The following is a 15,125-nucleotide window of genomic DNA, read 5'->3' on the forward strand; positions in this document are numbered from 1 at the left end:
TTTGATTTATGTCCGCTTATTTGAGCAAGCGTTTGCTTGCCTCGGCCGTCAGGACGCTCTCAGCCCGTCCGGCGTCTGACGGGTTGTGCGGGTCCTAAGCGGCGGCGGGGATGTGATCGGCGGTCAGATCGGCGACAAGGGTTTCGCCGATGAAGCGGGTGTATGCGGGTGGGATGGCCTGGGTCAGTTCCCGCATGGTCATCCAGTCGATGCCCATGGCGTCGGCGGCTTCGCTGCGGTGGAACTTGTAGGACCCGTTGGGCATCGGGCCGCGCCCGCCGGTGCCGTAGACGCCTCCGATGGGTCTGCGTCCGCAGTGGCAGCCGCCGGCGCCCATGAGGAACTCGGAGGTCTCGAACAGGCGGTGTCGCTTCAGCCAGCGGGTTTTGCCGTCTCGGCACCTGGCGGTGAGAGCGAACTCCGACCCGCACAGCACCAGCGCGCCGGGCATGGGTGCGTCGGGGACGTTCTCCATGACCCAGGGCCGTCCCGACCGGATCAACAGGTCCCGGGTGGGACCGATCAGGTCGGGGTGGTGGTCGTGCGGGTGCAGATGCCGCAGGCTGGTGTAGAACTGGCACGGCGGGCTGGCATGGATCACGTCGTACTCGTGGCCGTGCGCGGCCAGGTACTCCAGCGCGTCGCCCTGGCGGAAGGCGAACGGGTAGTTGGGCTGCGGCTTGACGTCGACACCGGTGACGTCGAATCCCGCCAGGTGGTAGCCCATGCCCGCACCTCCGGCGCAGCAGAACAGATCCAGCAGGCGCGGCCGGTCGCGTCTGCGGGCGTTCATCGGCTGCCGTCGCGGTTCAGACGGCGGAAGTAGACGTACAGGCGCCAGCCGATCCGGGGCCGCATGCCGGTGCCCTCGCAGGCGTGGCAAGTGCGCCGTTTCGGGCGCCGGGCGCAGCGCTGGCAGGTGCCCCACGGGGAACTGGCGCAGAACCCGATGTAACACAGAGTGGCGATCGGAAGGCAGAGGACTAGCAGGGTGATGACGGTGGCCATCAGGGCCTCCAGGGCCGTATCGAGGGTTTCCGCAGGCCAGGGTCTAGACGCTAGATCGCTGGCAGAGGTCGGTTTGAGGGTCTAGGCGGGGCTCTAGACCTAGAGGGGGTGGCCTCTAGGTCTAGAGGCGATCCGGTGGCTAGGAAACGGCCCCGGTTGCCCGCTTCTTGTCACGGTGGGTGACGGCGGTGAGGATGTCGTCACGGGCGATCCCGATGCGGTTGGCGCCTTTGCCGCCACCCTCCGGAGTGCCCCACACCTGCATCGTGCGGATGCCGTACGGCTTGAGAGCGCTGGTGAGCTGACCGGTCTTCGCGCCGCCTTCGAGGTCGGCCCACGGGCCGTAGACCTCGGGCCGCAGTTCGGCCAGCCGGTCCACCACCAGCTCGTTCCACACCTTCGCCTCAGCGGGCGGGACCACGGCCAGTACATCGGCCAGCAGATCGAACGCGGGGGCGACCTGTTCGGGGCGCTGCCCGGCGGCATGCCCGGTGAGCACCCCGGCGCCGGAGCGCAGGGCGTGCGCGCGGTCGGCGATCTTCTGGGTTGCCGGGGTGTCGAGGTAGGCGGTGCGGGTGACCTTGGGCATCGGGGTCGCGCCGACGAGGTAGCCGATACCGGCGTCCACCTTGGGCTGGAACACCGTGGCGCGGATTCCGTTCTTGTACGCGGAGGTGCCCAGGATCATGTCGTTCTCGATCTGGCCAGCCACCCGCAGGCAGAACCGGATGGACACGTTGGCGCTGATCCCGGTCGGCAGGCTGTCCTTGTCCGGGCGCTGGGTGGCCAGGACCAGCACCACGCCCAGCGCACGGCCGAGCTTGATGATGAACTCGGCATCATCGCCCGCCTTGTCGCCGAACTCCGGGTGCGCGAACAGGTTCTGGCACTCGTCGAAGATGGCCACCAGCGGGTGAAGACCGAGCGAGCGCATGTCGGCAATCTGCCGCGTGACCTTCTTGTCCGGGCACAAGTCCGGCGGCAGCGCCTTGAGCGCGGCGGCCCGGCGCATGACCTCTTTACGCAGCAGCGCCAGGGAATCGGCGGCGTAGCCGATCGCCTCATCTTCGATCCCGGACACGTACCGGTGGCAGTTCTGCTCATGCGGGTCCAGGTCGCCGGTGCCCTTGAGCTCATGAATCCACAGCTCAACACTCGGGTCCAGCGCCGCACCGGAGGCCAGCACCCGAACCGAGGCGGTCTTACCCTGACCGGGCTGGGAACCGATCAGGTGGTTGTGCTCGATGACCGGCACGGTCACGGCCCGTCCACGTGGGTCGGACCCGAACGGGATGCCCTTGAACACATCGTGGCTACCCGCCTTGACCAGCGGCGATTTCACGACCGTCTTGGACAGGTCCTTGTCCCCGACCCACAGGATCAGACGCCCCTCGTGGATCGCGCTGTCGCCCTCGGGCCAGATGCAGCCCAGCGGCCGGCGCAGCGCTGAGGCCATCCGGTCGCGCTTGTCCATCACGTCGGCCACGGTCACGCCGTACGGGAGATCGATGTCAGCCCGCCAGCCGGGGCCATCCCGGGTGATCGGGGCCACAAACCGGATGGCGTCCTTGGGGTTCTTGGTCATGGCCTGGTTGATGCCGGCGATGCCCAGCACGGTCAGCGACCGGATCACGATGTCGCTGGTCAGCTTCTCCACTGCCGACGGCACCACGGCGCGTTCGATCAGGGGCCGGTCGGCGGGCTTGCCGATGATGCCCAGCACCGCGACGACCACGGCCAGCGCCGCCAACTGGAGCGCGGTGGGCTGGTTGGCGACGATGAGGGCCAGGATCAGCAGCGTCAGCACGGTCAGCCCGGCAATCCACACGCGCAGCCGCACCCGGGCGTCACGCTGCCGGGACAGTTTCAGGTACGCCTCGGGGTCGGCCTTCTGCACGGTGGCCATCCGCACGGGGTGGCCTTCCAGGTCGAAGGTCCATCGGATGAACCCGCCGGTCAGCCGGACGAGTCCGCGCGGCGCGCGGACGGCCATCCGGCCGGCGTACAGCGGGGTTCGGGTGAGCTGGTAGCCGGAGACGTGCAGGTAGTGCCGACCGGCCCAGGCCAGCGTGTCGACGGCCTCGGTGCGCGAGCGCAGCCACGTCGGGACGATCGGCTGACGGGTCCGCGCCTTGGCCTCCAGGTCGGTCCGCCAGTCCGGCAGGTCGTGCCCCGGCTGGTCGACCATCACCTGACCTTCCAGGACCGGCGTGACGTCGGCGCCCATGGTGGCCTCGGTGAGAAGAACGTTGGTGGCGCGGCTCTTGCCGGTCGCCTCGGGGCTGTCGTCGGTCGAGCGGCCGGCGCGGGCGCTAGTGATGGGGACGACCTCAGCGCCGGTCGGTTCGTCCGGGCGGTTCGAACCGATCTCTGGCGTGGGCGGTTCTACGGGGGTGGGCTGGTCGTGCCTCATGATGGGGTCACCTCGTGCTCGTTGGAAGGTCCGGGGTTGCAGGGCACGGCCGGTGTCTTGGCGGATTCGGCCGTGCCCCAAGTGCCGCCCGTGGCGGCCTTACGAATGGGACGGATCAGGGCGGCGGGCAGCGTCACGACGGGATCTCGGTGTCCCGCTGACGGTGGCCGGCGCACCGGGGGTTCGGGGCGGGGCAGCCGTACTCGTGCAGTTCGCCGCAGTGGTCGCACCGGTAGAACCGGGCGGTGTGCTCGTTGACGGTGTCGCGGACGTAGTGGCGGTCGTTGAAGCCGCGAACGGCGATCCAGCCGACGAAGCTGACGCAGGCGGCAGCGCTGCCGACGATGGCAACCATGGGATCGAACATGGCAGGTCCTCCTTACAGGTTGGGGTCGGTGAGCGCGTCGCGCAGAGCGCGGGCGGTGTCCATGCCGCAGGACAGAGCACGCTGAATCTGGCGGGCACTGGGATGACGGGGAAGCTCGCCCTCGGCGGTGAGGGCCTGCACACGGGCGATGAGTTCCGGGCTCGCCCTGTACGTAAGGCCAGTAAGGGGGCCGTTCCGCTGGTCCTCCGGGGTGAAGTCGAGGGCGGCGAAGGCGGCCAGGATGATCGGCAGCGCCATCACCAAGGCCACGGCCACGATGGGGCCGATCAGGTGCAGCACCAGACGCGGGAACGAGAACGAGTCGGCGACACCGGGCAGGTAGGGGAAGGCGTTCATCCCCAAGGTCAGCGCCAGGAACAGCCACTCGATCCGGACAAGGATCGTGGAGCGGATGGGCTGGCCGAGGGTGGCCATGTAGGCACGGGCGCCGACGACGACCAACAGCGTGATCGACATGAACGGCTCGACGAACCAGGCGAACAGCCACCCGGGCGACCAAGCGTCGGCGCCGTCCGCCGCGAAGTGCTGCACACCGGCGGTGGACCAGGCCAGCGCCAGCGCCAGCCCCACCATCGCGCCAGCCACCAGCAGGCGCCGCATCCGCGCGGCCGACCACGCGCGCATCGCCGGGTCCTGCGCGAGCGCGTGCAACCGGGCCGCCTCGTGCGCCGCGCGCTGCCGGCGGCGAACCTTGGGACTGTCGAGCTGTAGCGGGGTGTCGTCGGCCTGGAGGTCGGCCAGCAGGCGGGCTTCGGCGACCTGTTCCCGCAGGCGTTTCACCCGGCGGGTCCGTCCCTTCTCGACCTCACCGGCGGGGGCAGGAGCCGGCGAGGCCGCAGGCGGGGTTACCGGCTCGTCGAGCGGGATGACTGGCCGGGGCAGATGGGCGATGGTGGCCAGGTCAGCGCGGGGGGCGCGGTCGACGATGCCGACGTAGTCCGGGAGGTCGGGGCCGTCGTCGTCGGCCGGGTCGGAGAACGGGATGGTCAGCGGGGTCGTCACGGGGACTCCTTGGCAGGTATGGGGCGGGTGGTCAGGCGGCCATCGGCTCGACTGCCTCGGGGCCGTAAGCGCAGATCAGGCAGATACCGAGGTGGCGCGGCAGGACGTAGCCGGCGTCCTTGCGGCAGTCCGGGCAGGTGCGGCGGGCGGCGTTGGCCTTGGCGAGCGCGGCCAACTGGCGCGGGGTGGCGGGGCGCTTGGGAAGCGCGAACCGCACGTCGTAGAGGAAGGCGACGCGGATGCCGCCGGGGGCGTTGTAGCGGCGGGAACGCCACATCACCTGTGCGACCACCTGCTGACCGCCGGGGCGCAGCCCGCGTTCGGCCAACTGGCGCCGGGTCAGCAGGTCGGTGGGGGCGAACCGCCACGGGTAGGTGGGGATGTCGTGGCGGGCGGCGGTGGGGTCGTAGAACGCGGCGCGGATGCGGCTCATGCGCGGGTACCGCCCTTCCGCAGTCGGGGAAGACCGGCGTACACGCACATCTGGACCGCCAGGACCGTGATGATGACCAACTCGGCCAGCGACGCGACGATGACTAACGGAGATGGCTGCCCGGCAATCCAGACCACGATCAGGCCGGTCAGGGAGGGCAGGTAGAACGCCAGCAGGTTGACCGCGAGCTGGAACCACTTGCGGGAACGGCGTCGGGTGTCTCGGCTGTGGTCGTGCTCCCAGCCGAACAGGCCGGTGTCGGCGCCGTCGAGGTCGGCGGCGGCGGTCAGGCGCGGGGTGAGGTCCTCGCGGATGTACCGGCCGATCATCGTGACCATGTGGTCGGCGCACAGGTGCGTCCAGCCGAGCACGACGCCCGTGATCGGCAGCACGAGCAGCAGGTACAGGCGGCCGGCGGACGCGGTCACGGCCGCGACGGCGGCGATCGAGGTCAGTTGGGCGTACAGCAGGTTGTCGCGGAAGCCGATGCGCGAGATCTGTTCGGCCTTGAGCCGGTCGTACTCGGCCGCGTGCAGCGTGATCGCGTGCCCGGCGCGGGTGGTGGCGGCGGTGTCGGTGTCGCTCACTTGCTCACTCCGAAGGGGTGTCAGCCGCAGGTGCGGCAGGTGGTCGAGGTCAGGAAGTTCACGGCGCCGCAGCTACACACCCAGGTCGAGGCGGTACCGGGCGGCAGCCACGGGCCACGACGGAACCGGCGGCGGAATCGGATGTAATTCACGACGCCAGCGCCGGGCGGGCCAAGGCGGCTAGTTCGTCGGCGGTGTAACCGGCCCAGACGCCATCAGCGGGCGCGGAGGCCAGGGCGTAGGGCAGGCACAACGCCCGGACGGGGCACGTCTCACACACCTGCCGGGCCACCGCCACCCGAGCCGACTCCTGTTCAGGAGACTCGGGAGCGTCGGGGCCGGTGTGCAGCTCGGGGTCATAGGCACACTCGGCGGCCTGGCCCAGCGCGCAAGGCTCCGGGCCGGCGGCCAACGTCGCCGGGTGGGAAGCGGTGAACACGGCGCCGTATGTCCACGCGGCGCCACGCGCGGTCGCGGTCAACCGGGCCAGGTCGTCACCGGTGGCGCAGACCTTGACCGGACGACCGCCATAGCGCTCGACGGTCGCCCAACCGGCGTCGCCAGCCGACGGGACCAGCCGGCGAAGCTCCGGGGTAAGGGGTTCGACAATCACCACATGCTCGGGGGCCTGAGCACTGACACGGAGGGAACGCGCAGCCCGAAGCGGGCGCACGTCGCTGGAACGGAGGGGATTTGCCATGATGGCGACTACTCCTGACTGCTGATGAGCGGAAGGGAAGTCAGCCGGGGCGGCTTCGAGTCTTGGCGGAAACGGGCCGCCCCGGTCTGGCGTAGGTCTGGGTGATACGCACAGGTCAGGGCGTATGCAGGGCCGCCTTTCTTGGGAGGCGGTAGCCCTTTCGTCGTCGCTATTGAGTTCTCAAACGATCAGGTGCGACAGCCCGTCGGCGCGCGGCTTGGCCGCCTTCCTAGGTCTTCCGGCTGCGCACTCTCCTCTAGCCATCTACTCGTCTAGAGGAGTTGCTCTATATGTATCTCAGACTCGTCTAGAGGAGTCAATCCCTACCTGGCAGGAAGTTGATATGAGAGGACGTAAGCGTCGCTCGACATCACGGTGTCGCAGACCTCGACGGCCTGCCCGTCGTCCGCGTAGGCCGTACGGATGAGGTGGAAGACCGGAATGCCAGGTGCAAGCTTGAGTGCCTTGACCTCGTCCCGAAGCGGCATCCGCGAACGGATCTCCTCGTCAAAATGATCGAGTCGATACCCCAACTCTTCGAGGCGTGCATAGATGCCGCCGGGTCCGCTGTTGGGATGGGTGATCTGAGTACCTTGCGCGATGTGGGAGGGAATGTAGGAGATCGCAGTCTCAACAGGGTGTCCATTGATCAGATAGCGCCGGGATCTTACGACCACGCTTTGTCCTGCCGGCAAACCGAGACGCTTTGCTACGTCGGGGGACGCTTCCTGTTCGCTGATCTGGATGGAGTCGACGGAAGGCTTCCCTCCGGACTCTTCCGTCTCAGCGATGAAGGCCGCTTTCCCCTGCTCGCGGTGGCGTCGGGCGAACCTGTCGGACGCCAAGCATCGAACCTGTGGCCGGGAGCGGACGAAGACCCCCTTGCCATGTTCGGCGACCGTCAAGCCCTCACTCTGGAGGAGCTGTAGTGCGTTGCGGATGGTCATGCGGGCAACGCCGTAGTGCGTCATGAGCTGGCTCTCGGAGGGCACTTTAGAACCCGGAGGGAGTGCAGAGCCGTTCATGGCTTCCCGGAGATGGTCGGCGATCTGCTTGAAGACCGGCCGGTCGGATGTTGGGTCGAGACCAGGAAGCGCGAAATCCGCCATGCCCCACTCCTCTACTCGTACATACGTGTACTACCGTGAGTCTAGCTGTGTCGATGAAGCGCCGGAGGGCGAGCATGAACCACGACAATCGTCACTCAGTGAGCGTTGCCGGCGTCGTAATCGATTCCGACGGGCGTGCTCTCTTGATCCAGCGGCGCGATAACGGCCATTGGGAAGCGCCGGGCGGGATATTGGAGCGCGACGAAGACATCACGACCGGTCTCCGTCGCGAGGTGCGTGAAGAGACAGGGCTGGAAGTCGAAGCGGAGGCTTTGACCGGTGTTTACAAGCACATGACTAGAGGAATCATTGCACTTGTTTTTCGCTGTCGCGCGATCTCGGGGACGCTGACCGAAAATGACGAGTCTCGGGCGTTCCGGTGGGTGACTGCCGACGAGGTTACATCGGTCGCGTCCGAAGCATTCGCGATCCGAGTACTTGATGCCATGAGAGACAGGGACCGGCCAGCCATTCGGCAACACGACGGGGTCCATCTGATCGGGTCCGCCCCGATATAGGAGGTTTTTGACCTTCTCTAGGAAATGAATCGGCGAATGAGTGAAAATGTTGTCAAAATCAAGAAGAGTAATAATGAAATGCGAAATAATCGCACCCCGCGCCTAAGGTGGCGATGCTTGCGTTTGTGTTGATTGATTGCTGTCCATAGCTCACTTACGGCAAAACCCAATTTATCCTGCAGATTTGCTTCCGTTAGCCTTGTGGAGAAGTCGGAAAATGTGGAAACTTCTTTTAGCGTATCTCCCCAATTGAATGCGAATCGGGAGGGAATGGCGCTCGGCGTGACGCTTCTGCTTGTCTTTTGTGCTGCTATGGCGCTCACGCAGTCCCAAATAGAGGCGAGGATGGCCGATATCGTCGCAAAGAAGAATCCAATAAAAGCGATAGAAAGCCATGATGGCTCGTTTGGGCGAGCGTTTCCGTATACGGTAAGTAAGAGCGCGGTACCTGTCAGAAGGAAGGTGTTGGCGCTTACTAGCAGTGTGGCGCGTGAAGCCGTAGATGAGCGCAGTAGGTCATAGCGGTTAATCATCCACATGACAAGTTCAAGAGATTCGAGCTCTGAGGCGCTGGTATGTTTTTGCATCGCACTAAATCTTCTTTTTGGGCCGTCCTTTTCCCGTATGAAGAGACGACCGAAAGGTAGGATTGCGAAGAGTGACTCTCGGGGCACGCTGCTCCTAGGGAAAGCGATACCGTACGCCAACCTGGCTAGCGTATGGGTCTGTCCCGTAGGATTACAATAGTTAGCGCTTGCATCGCTTTGTAAGCGGTGTGGGGCACCTGTACTAGGGGATACTTATGCCCTATATTTTCTTAAACTACCGAACCCAATCTGACGCGTACGCTGCAGCTCTTCTCGATGAGCTTCTCATTCGCCGCTTTGGCGCTGACGCAATATTTCGCGCTAGTAGATCTATAAGGCCGGGAGTAGATTATCGTCAGGCAATACTATCTGCGATAAAAGAAAGCCGGGTGATTCTGGCTGTCGTGGGTCAAGGCTGGGATGCTGTAATTCGCGAGGAGGATAGGCGGGGGGAGGCAGGAAATTCCTGGGCCCGCATGGAACTGGCTGAAGCGATACGTGATGGAACGGTTATTATTCCGATTCTCCTCGCTGGCGCACCTTCTCTCGTCAAGATGGATCTTCCTGATGATTTACGCGGTTTGGCTCACTATCAATACCTGCGTTTCGACTACAGGAATATCAGTCAAGATTTCTTCCGTATCTCAGAGGAGTTAGTGCATTTGCTTTCAACGTGGAATATTGCTGTTGGCAATGAAAGTGGCCCCTGAATGGTCGCCTCAACCAGTGGATGAACTTTTAGCGGAATCCTCGACCTTCAGATGGTTTAGCAGTCGGAGGATGCGGACGCCATGTAGCGAACCGAGATCCTTCCCACAGTGGGCCAGCTGTGGGCCGGTTTCGATGTGCAAGTGATTACTAAGGGTATGTATGCAGGCCAAGGCCTGTTGGAGAGGAGAACGTGCACCCCTCTCCGGAGCCGGGAGCGCAAGTTCGAATCTTGCAGGGGGCACCTGATCTTCAGCGATTAAACGGGCGGTTCTCCGATCTCATGGAGTCCCGCCCTTTCTCATTGAGTCCGGGCGCCGGCGCAGGCCGAACCAGAAGGTGGGCACCGGGTTCGTGCCCGGCGTGGTGTCGACCAGGTCCCAGCCGGCGAACCTGGCGCGCAGTTCATCGGCGGTGACACCGGATATCGGGTCGTCGAACGCCTCGGGGCCGTACCCGAACATCAGCAGCCGGGCGCCGGGAGCGGCGCGGTGGGTGAGTCCGGCGGCGTAGGCGTCGCGGCGGTGCGGCGGGATCCCGCAGTAGCAGCTCAGGTCGAAGAACAGGTCAAAAGGTCCGGGCACGTCCAGGTCGTCGAGGCGAGTGGCGTCTCCGCACAGCAGCCGTACCGCCGTTCCCGCCGCAGCGGCCTTGGCCCGGGCCTGCTCGACCGCCCGGTCGATCAGATCGACGGCCACGACCTCCCAGCCGTGCCGGGCCAGATAGACGGCGTTGGTTCCGGTGCCGCAGCCGAGTTCCAGAGCGCGGCCGGGCGGCGGCGCGCCGTGCCCTTCCACCAGGGCGACCAGTTCGGGCGGCGTGACGCCGGTGTCCCAGGGCGGCTCGCCGGCGCGGTAGTAGGCCTCCAGCGCGCGTCGGACGGCCTCCTCCTGGTCGCGTTCGGAACCGACCCGGTCGGCGTCCGTTCTCTGAGCGGTGTTCGACTGCTCCATGGCGCCCTCCTCCAAGTTCTTAGAGTTGCACTCTAGTGTTCTACTCTAGAAATAGACTCTATTCATGGACATCGTCAAGCGGCCGGACAAACGGGCCGAGCGGTCCCGCCGCACCCGCGAGAAGATCATCAAGGCGGCGCGGGAACTGTTCCTCGCGCAGGGGTACGGCGCGACGAGCCTGCAGGAGGTCGCGGACCGGGCGGGCATGGCCGTCCAGACCGTCTACTTCGTCTTCGGCAACAAGCGCACGCTGTTCAAGGACGTGGTCGACACGTCCATCGCCGGCGACGCCGAGCCGGTGGCCACCATGGATCGGGAGTGGTTCCGCGCCGCATGCGCCGCGCCCACCGCGGCCGAGCAGTTGCGCGCGCACGTGCGCGGTACCCGCGAGATCCTGGGCCGGGTGGCCCCGATCATGCCGCTGATCGCGACCGCCGCGGCCACCGACCCGCAGATCGCCGCGCAATGGCCAGAAGGACCCGACCCGCGCTACACCGTGCACCACGCCGCGGCCCAGGCGCTGGCCGGCAAGCCCGACGTCCGCCCCGGCGTCTCCGTCGTGATGGCTGCCGACCTGCTGTTCGGCCTGCTCAGCCCGCAGCTGTACCTGGTCTTCGTCCAGGACCGCGGCTGGTCGCCGGAAAGGTGGGAAGAGTGGGCCTGCGCCACTGTGACCGCCCAGCTCTGCGCCGGCGACGCGTCGGGCACGGGTTGCCCCGACGGGTGCGGCCAGGGCGATCATGCTCCGGAAGCCCGTGATGAGACACCCGGCACAGCGTCCCGCATGCCGGGCTGAGCCCCACCTTCTCGGCCCAGGCCGCAGACGCCGCATGACCCGGACGCCGAGGGCGCCCGCACGCCAGGGCGACCGTCCGCAACGACCCTCGCCTCAACTGAGCCGGGTGAACGCCGGTCTCCCGATCGAAAGGATCGCACGATGTCCCATCTGGTGACCCCGTTCCGTCTGCAGGTCCCCGAGGCCGAGTTGGACGATCTGCGTGACCGCCTGACCCGTACCAGGTGGCCGGGCAGGGAGACCGTGGACGACTGGTCCCAGGGCGTTCCGCTCGCCTACCTCCGGGAGCTGTGCCGCTACTGGGCCGAGGAGTATGACTGGCGGGCCACGGAGCGGCGGCTCAACGCGCTGCCGCAGTTCCGCACCACCGTCGACGGGCTCGGCATCCACTTCGTGCACGTGCGCTCACCGCACGAGAACGCGCTGCCGCTCGTCCTCACGCACGGCTGGCCGGGCTCGATAGTGGAGTTCCTGAAGGTGATCGGTCCGTTGACCGACCCGTCGGCTCACGGCGGCGACCCGGCCGACGCGTTCCACGTCGTGTGCCCCTCGCTCCCCGGCTACGGGTTCAGCGACAAGCCGACCGGCACCGGCTGGGGCGTCGAGCGGATCGCCGCCGCGTGGGTCCGGCTCATGGCCCGTCTGGGGTATGACCGCTACGGCGCCCAGGGCGGCGACTGGGGAACCAGCATCACGACGAGCGTCGGCCAGCAGGACCCCGAGCACGTGGCGGGCATCCACCTCATGCCACCACTCGCCGCCCCCGACCCGGCGACCATGGACGACCTCACCGACGCCGAACGGGCCGCGCTGGCCGCGCTGGAGCGGGCGGGGGAGTGGGAGGACGGCTACTCGCTGGAGCAGTCCACCCGGCCGCAGACCATCGGCTACGGCCTCGTGGACTCCCCGGCGCTGCTGTGCGCGTGGATCGTGGAGAAGTTCCGCTCCTGGACGGATTGCGACGGGCACCCGGAGAACGCCCTCAGCCGTGACGAGCTGCTGGACAACCTGATGCTCTACTGGCTGCCGGGTACCGGCGCGTCGGCCGCCCAGCTGTACTGGGAGAGTTTCAAGCAGGTTCAGCGGCGCTTCGCGGGCGCGACGACCGACGTGGTGACGGTGCCGGCGGGATGCTCGATCTTCCCCAAAGAGAACCCGCGCCCCTCCCGCCGGTGGGCCGCCAAGCGCTTCACCGACATCCGGCACTGGAACGAGCTGGACCGGGGCGGCCACTTCGCCGCTTTCGAGCAGCCCGAGGCGTTCGTGGCCGAGGTGCGGACCTTCTTCCGCCTGGTCCGCTGAGCCGGCTTTGAATGCGTGATCTGACAGAGCGCCCGGAATCGGCTCAGGCCACGTCCCCGCACAGCTCCTCCAGCGCCTCCGCCGAGTGCCGGTCGTGGTCGGCCTGGAAGGTGATCAGGTGCTGTCCCGGCGACCCCGCCAGGGAGAACACCTCGGTGGTGACCGTCAGCTCGCCCACCAGCTCGTGCCGGAAGCGCCGCAGGCGGCCGGGTTCGATCTGGACGTCGTAGCGGGCCCAGGCGTCGCGGAACTCGGGGCTCAGGTCGGTCAGTTCGTCGACCAGCTCCGACACGCGGGGGTCGTGGAGGTTGCGGCCGGCGGTGGCGCGGAAGTGGGCGACCTTGGCCCTGGCGGTCGACTCCCAGTCGGCGTAGAACTCGCGTGCGACGGGGTCGAGGAACATCGCGCGGAGCGTGTTGTTGCCGATCTTCGGCGTCCGGCGCAGGCCCCGCTCATAGAAGGCCGTGGCCGAGGGGTTCAGGGCGAGCGTCTCCATGCACTGGTTGATCACGAAGGCGGGGGTGCGGGGCCAGCTGTTCATCAGCCGGATCAGGTTCGGGCTGACCTGGTCGGAGGTATCGTCCGCCGGGGACGAGCCCCGGGCCAGGGCGTACAGATGGGCTACGGCGTCGGCGCCCAGGGCGAAGACCTCCGTCAGGGCGGCGATCACCTGGTCGGAGGGGTTGCGTTCGCGGCCTTGTTCCAGGCGGACGTAGTAGTCGGTGCTGACGCCGATCAGCATCGCGACCTCCTCCCGCCGTAGGCCGGGGGTGCGGCGGGATCCGGCGTCGGGGAGGTCGACTCGGGCGGGAGGGGTGATCTCGCGCCGGGCCCGGAGGAACTCGCCGAGCTTTCTGTCGGTTTCCATACAGGCACCTTATGCGCCTTATGTCTGGTTTGGCTGGGTGTGGCACGGCCACCCTGACTCACCGGATCCGGCCTACGTTCGGTGGCATGAACAGCAGTTTCCCGTCCGACCCGTGTCTGCGGCGGCTCATGGACGACTGGCAGGACGTGGCCGTCCTGCTCTGCGACCCGTTGATGAACGTGCGCGCGGCCAACGATCTCGGCGCCGCGCTGCTGGGCGGGCTGCGTTATGCCGACAACCTGTTCAGGCTGGTCTTCCTCGACCCGGCGGCGACCGACTTCTTCACCGAGTGGACGCACATCGCCGCCGCCGCGACCGACGTCCTGCACACCATCGTCGCCGAGGGCCAGGCGCCCGGACTCGACGATCTGCTCGGCGAGCTCACCGAGGGCAGCGGGGACTTCCGGCGCATCTGGGCCGGGCACGACCTGTCGTCGGACGCCCGCCGGGTCAAGCGGCTGCGCCACCCCGTGGTAGGGGAACTCACGCTCTTCTGCGACGTCCTCGACGTCGTACGCCTGCCGGGACACCACGTCCTCGCCCTGCAGGCCGAACCCGGAAGCCCCTCGGAGCACGCGCTCAGTCTCCTGGGCGCCCTGGCCGCGACGGCCAGGTGACCGAACGACCGGAGGTCAACGTGACCATCGTCCATCCGTCCCGATCCATCCGTACGCGTTGCACCACGGCCACCGCGCTGCTGGTCCTGACCGTCCTGGCTGTCCTGATCACGCTGGACGCGATCGTCATGCCCCTCCGCGCCACCCTCGACGCCGACGCCTCCGGCCTGCTGCGGGGACACGATGTGGACCTGCTGCTGATGGGCTGCGGCCTGGTGCTGACCGCCGGAGCGGGCTTCGGGACCTGGTGGGCCGTCGGCCGGGTGCTGCGGCCCATCGAGGCCATCCGCGGCGACATCGACAAGATCACCGCCAACGACCTGGGCCGGGGGCTGCCCGTCCCGCCCGGGGGCGACGAGTTCGCCGACCTGGTCCGGGCCGCCAACCTGACCTTCGCCCGCCTGGAGGAGGCGGTCGCCCAGCAGCGCGGGTTCGCCGCCCTGGCCTCCCACGAGCTGCGCAACCCGCTCGCGGGCCTGCGGGCCGAGATCGAGGACGCCATCGACCATCCCGAGGACACCGATCCGTGGCGCAGCCTGCGCGCGGCCCTCTCCTCCGTCGACCGCCTGGAGACCATCGTCACCGACCTGCTCGCCCAGTCCCGCGTGGACGTCGCGGAGACCGCCGTCCCGCACGAGCTCGTCGACCTCACCGAGCTCCTCGTCCAGGAGACCGCCCGGGTGAACCGGACCGGCCACGGCGTCCCGGTCAGGCTCTACGTCGAGAGCCACATGTGGATCTGCGGGTCGCGCATCCAGCTCATCCGCGCCCTGACCAATCTGCTGGGCAACGCCCGGCGGCACGCGGCCACCTCGGTCCGGCTCAGCCTCACCGCGGTCGGCGGCCTGGCGGCCATCGCCGTCACCGACGACGGTCCGGGCATCCCGCCCGCCGACCGTCAGCGGGTCTTCGAACGCTTCACCCGCCTGGACGACGCCCGCCGCCTGGACGCCGGCGGCAGCGGCCTCGGCCTGGCCATCACCCGCGACATCGCCCACCGCCACGGCGGTCGGCTGACCTTGGAGGACTCCGTGGCGGGGGCCCGGTTCGTCCTGTGGCTGCCGCTGTTCGGCGCCGTCGCCGAGACGTGCGCGGACGAGGGACTTCCGGCTCTGCAGTAGGCCCACTAATTCGTA

17 protein-coding genes are annotated in these 15,125 nt (G+C 67.4%); 6 read left to right on the plus strand and 11 right to left on the minus strand.

Features of this window, described 5'->3' with window-relative positions; all coding sequences use genetic code 11:
* Positions 1-94: 94 nt before the first annotated feature.
* The 8 genes from FDA94_RS21795 to FDA94_RS21835 form a co-directional block, all read right to left on the minus strand.
* Entirely contained in the window at positions 95-793 is a 699-nt protein-coding gene (locus FDA94_RS21795; protein ID WP_137248925.1) for a DNA cytosine methyltransferase, read from the minus strand.
* Between the two features lie 354 nt (positions 794-1,147).
* The gene (locus FDA94_RS21805) at positions 1,148-3,421 is read right to left on the minus strand and encodes a P-loop NTPase family protein (protein ID WP_137248927.1); all 2,274 of its coding nucleotides are present in this window, start codon (positions 3,419-3,421) and stop codon (positions 1,148-1,150) included.
* Positions 3,422-3,554: 133 nt separating this feature from the next.
* The gene (locus tag FDA94_RS21810; RefSeq protein WP_137248928.1) at positions 3,555-3,788 is read right to left on the minus strand and encodes a hypothetical protein; all 234 of its coding nucleotides are present in this window, start codon (positions 3,786-3,788) and stop codon (positions 3,555-3,557) included.
* 12 nt (positions 3,789-3,800) lie between these two features.
* Positions 3,801-4,811 carry a hypothetical protein gene (locus tag FDA94_RS21815; protein WP_137248929.1) on the minus strand — a complete coding sequence of 337 codons (1,011 nt, stop codon included), beginning with the start codon at positions 4,809-4,811 and terminating at the stop codon, positions 3,801-3,803.
* A gap of 31 nt (positions 4,812-4,842) precedes the next feature.
* The gene (locus tag FDA94_RS21820; protein ID WP_137248930.1) at positions 4,843-5,244 is read right to left on the minus strand and encodes an RRQRL motif-containing zinc-binding protein; all 402 of its coding nucleotides are present in this window, start codon (positions 5,242-5,244) and stop codon (positions 4,843-4,845) included.
* Positions 5,241-5,831 carry a hypothetical protein gene (locus tag FDA94_RS21825; RefSeq protein ID WP_212735437.1) on the minus strand — a complete coding sequence of 197 codons (591 nt, stop codon included), beginning with the start codon at positions 5,829-5,831 and terminating at the stop codon, positions 5,241-5,243. The genes FDA94_RS21820 and FDA94_RS21825 overlap by 4 nt, the downstream gene beginning before the upstream one ends.
* A 148-nt stretch (positions 5,832-5,979) precedes the next feature.
* The gene (locus FDA94_RS21830; protein WP_170991057.1) at positions 5,980-6,444 is read right to left on the minus strand and encodes a WhiB family transcriptional regulator; all 465 of its coding nucleotides are present in this window, start codon (positions 6,442-6,444) and stop codon (positions 5,980-5,982) included.
* Positions 6,445-6,854: 410 nt separating this feature from the next.
* Positions 6,855-7,640 carry a GntR family transcriptional regulator gene (locus FDA94_RS21835; RefSeq protein ID WP_137248932.1) on the minus strand — a complete coding sequence of 262 codons (786 nt, stop codon included), beginning with the start codon at positions 7,638-7,640 and terminating at the stop codon, positions 6,855-6,857.
* A gap of 74 nt (positions 7,641-7,714) precedes the next feature.
* On the opposite strand from FDA94_RS21835, the gene FDA94_RS21840 reads away from it, so the two are divergent.
* Positions 7,715-8,158: an NUDIX hydrolase gene (locus FDA94_RS21840; protein ID WP_137248933.1), complete on the plus strand. Its 444-nt coding sequence runs from the start codon at positions 7,715-7,717 to the stop codon at positions 8,156-8,158.
* A gap of 17 nt (positions 8,159-8,175) precedes the next feature.
* Here FDA94_RS21840 and FDA94_RS21845 read toward each other — a convergent pair whose 3' ends face one another.
* Positions 8,176-8,745 (minus strand): Pycsar system effector family protein, encoded by a 570-nt coding sequence (locus FDA94_RS21845; protein ID WP_137248934.1) that lies wholly within the window; start codon positions 8,743-8,745, stop codon positions 8,176-8,178.
* Positions 8,746-8,960: 215 nt separating this feature from the next.
* Here FDA94_RS21845 and FDA94_RS21850 point away from each other — a divergent pair, with 215 nt between their 5' ends.
* Positions 8,961-9,455 carry a TIR domain-containing protein gene (locus FDA94_RS21850; protein WP_137248935.1) on the plus strand — a complete coding sequence of 165 codons (495 nt, stop codon included), beginning with the start codon at positions 8,961-8,963 and terminating at the stop codon, positions 9,453-9,455.
* A 279-nt stretch (positions 9,456-9,734) separates the two neighbouring features.
* On the opposite strand, the gene FDA94_RS21855 is transcribed toward FDA94_RS21850, so the two are convergent.
* Positions 9,735-10,406 (minus strand): methyltransferase domain-containing protein, encoded by a 672-nt coding sequence (locus FDA94_RS21855; protein WP_137248936.1) that lies wholly within the window; start codon positions 10,404-10,406, stop codon positions 9,735-9,737.
* A 64-nt stretch (positions 10,407-10,470) separates the two neighbouring features.
* On the opposite strand from FDA94_RS21855, the gene FDA94_RS21860 reads away from it, so the two are divergent.
* Both FDA94_RS21860 and FDA94_RS21865 read left to right on the plus strand, forming a co-directional pair.
* Entirely contained in the window at positions 10,471-11,202 is a 732-nt protein-coding gene (locus FDA94_RS21860) for a TetR/AcrR family transcriptional regulator (protein WP_137248937.1), read from the plus strand.
* Between the two features lie 141 nt (positions 11,203-11,343).
* Positions 11,344-12,504 (plus strand): epoxide hydrolase family protein, encoded by a 1,161-nt coding sequence (locus FDA94_RS21865; RefSeq protein WP_137248938.1) that lies wholly within the window; start codon positions 11,344-11,346, stop codon positions 12,502-12,504.
* A 43-nt stretch (positions 12,505-12,547) separates the two neighbouring features.
* On the opposite strand, the gene FDA94_RS21870 is transcribed toward FDA94_RS21865, so the two are convergent.
* Positions 12,548-13,372 carry a helix-turn-helix transcriptional regulator gene (locus FDA94_RS21870; protein ID WP_137248939.1) on the minus strand — a complete coding sequence of 275 codons (825 nt, stop codon included), beginning with the start codon at positions 13,370-13,372 and terminating at the stop codon, positions 12,548-12,550.
* A gap of 86 nt (positions 13,373-13,458) precedes the next feature.
* Between FDA94_RS21870 and FDA94_RS21875 the strand changes: the two genes are divergently transcribed.
* Positions 13,459-13,989 carry an MmyB family transcriptional regulator gene (locus FDA94_RS21875; RefSeq protein ID WP_137248940.1) on the plus strand — a complete coding sequence of 177 codons (531 nt, stop codon included), beginning with the start codon at positions 13,459-13,461 and terminating at the stop codon, positions 13,987-13,989.
* Entirely contained in the window at positions 13,986-15,110 is a 1,125-nt protein-coding gene (locus FDA94_RS21880; protein ID WP_170991058.1) for a sensor histidine kinase, read from the plus strand. Before FDA94_RS21875 ends, FDA94_RS21880 begins: the two co-directional genes overlap by 4 nt.
* Positions 15,111-15,125 lie beyond the last annotated feature (15 nt).

The organism is Herbidospora galbida, from assembly GCF_005233835.1.
GTDB classification, from domain to species: Bacteria; Actinomycetota; Actinomycetes; order Streptosporangiales; family Streptosporangiaceae; genus Herbidospora; species Herbidospora galbida.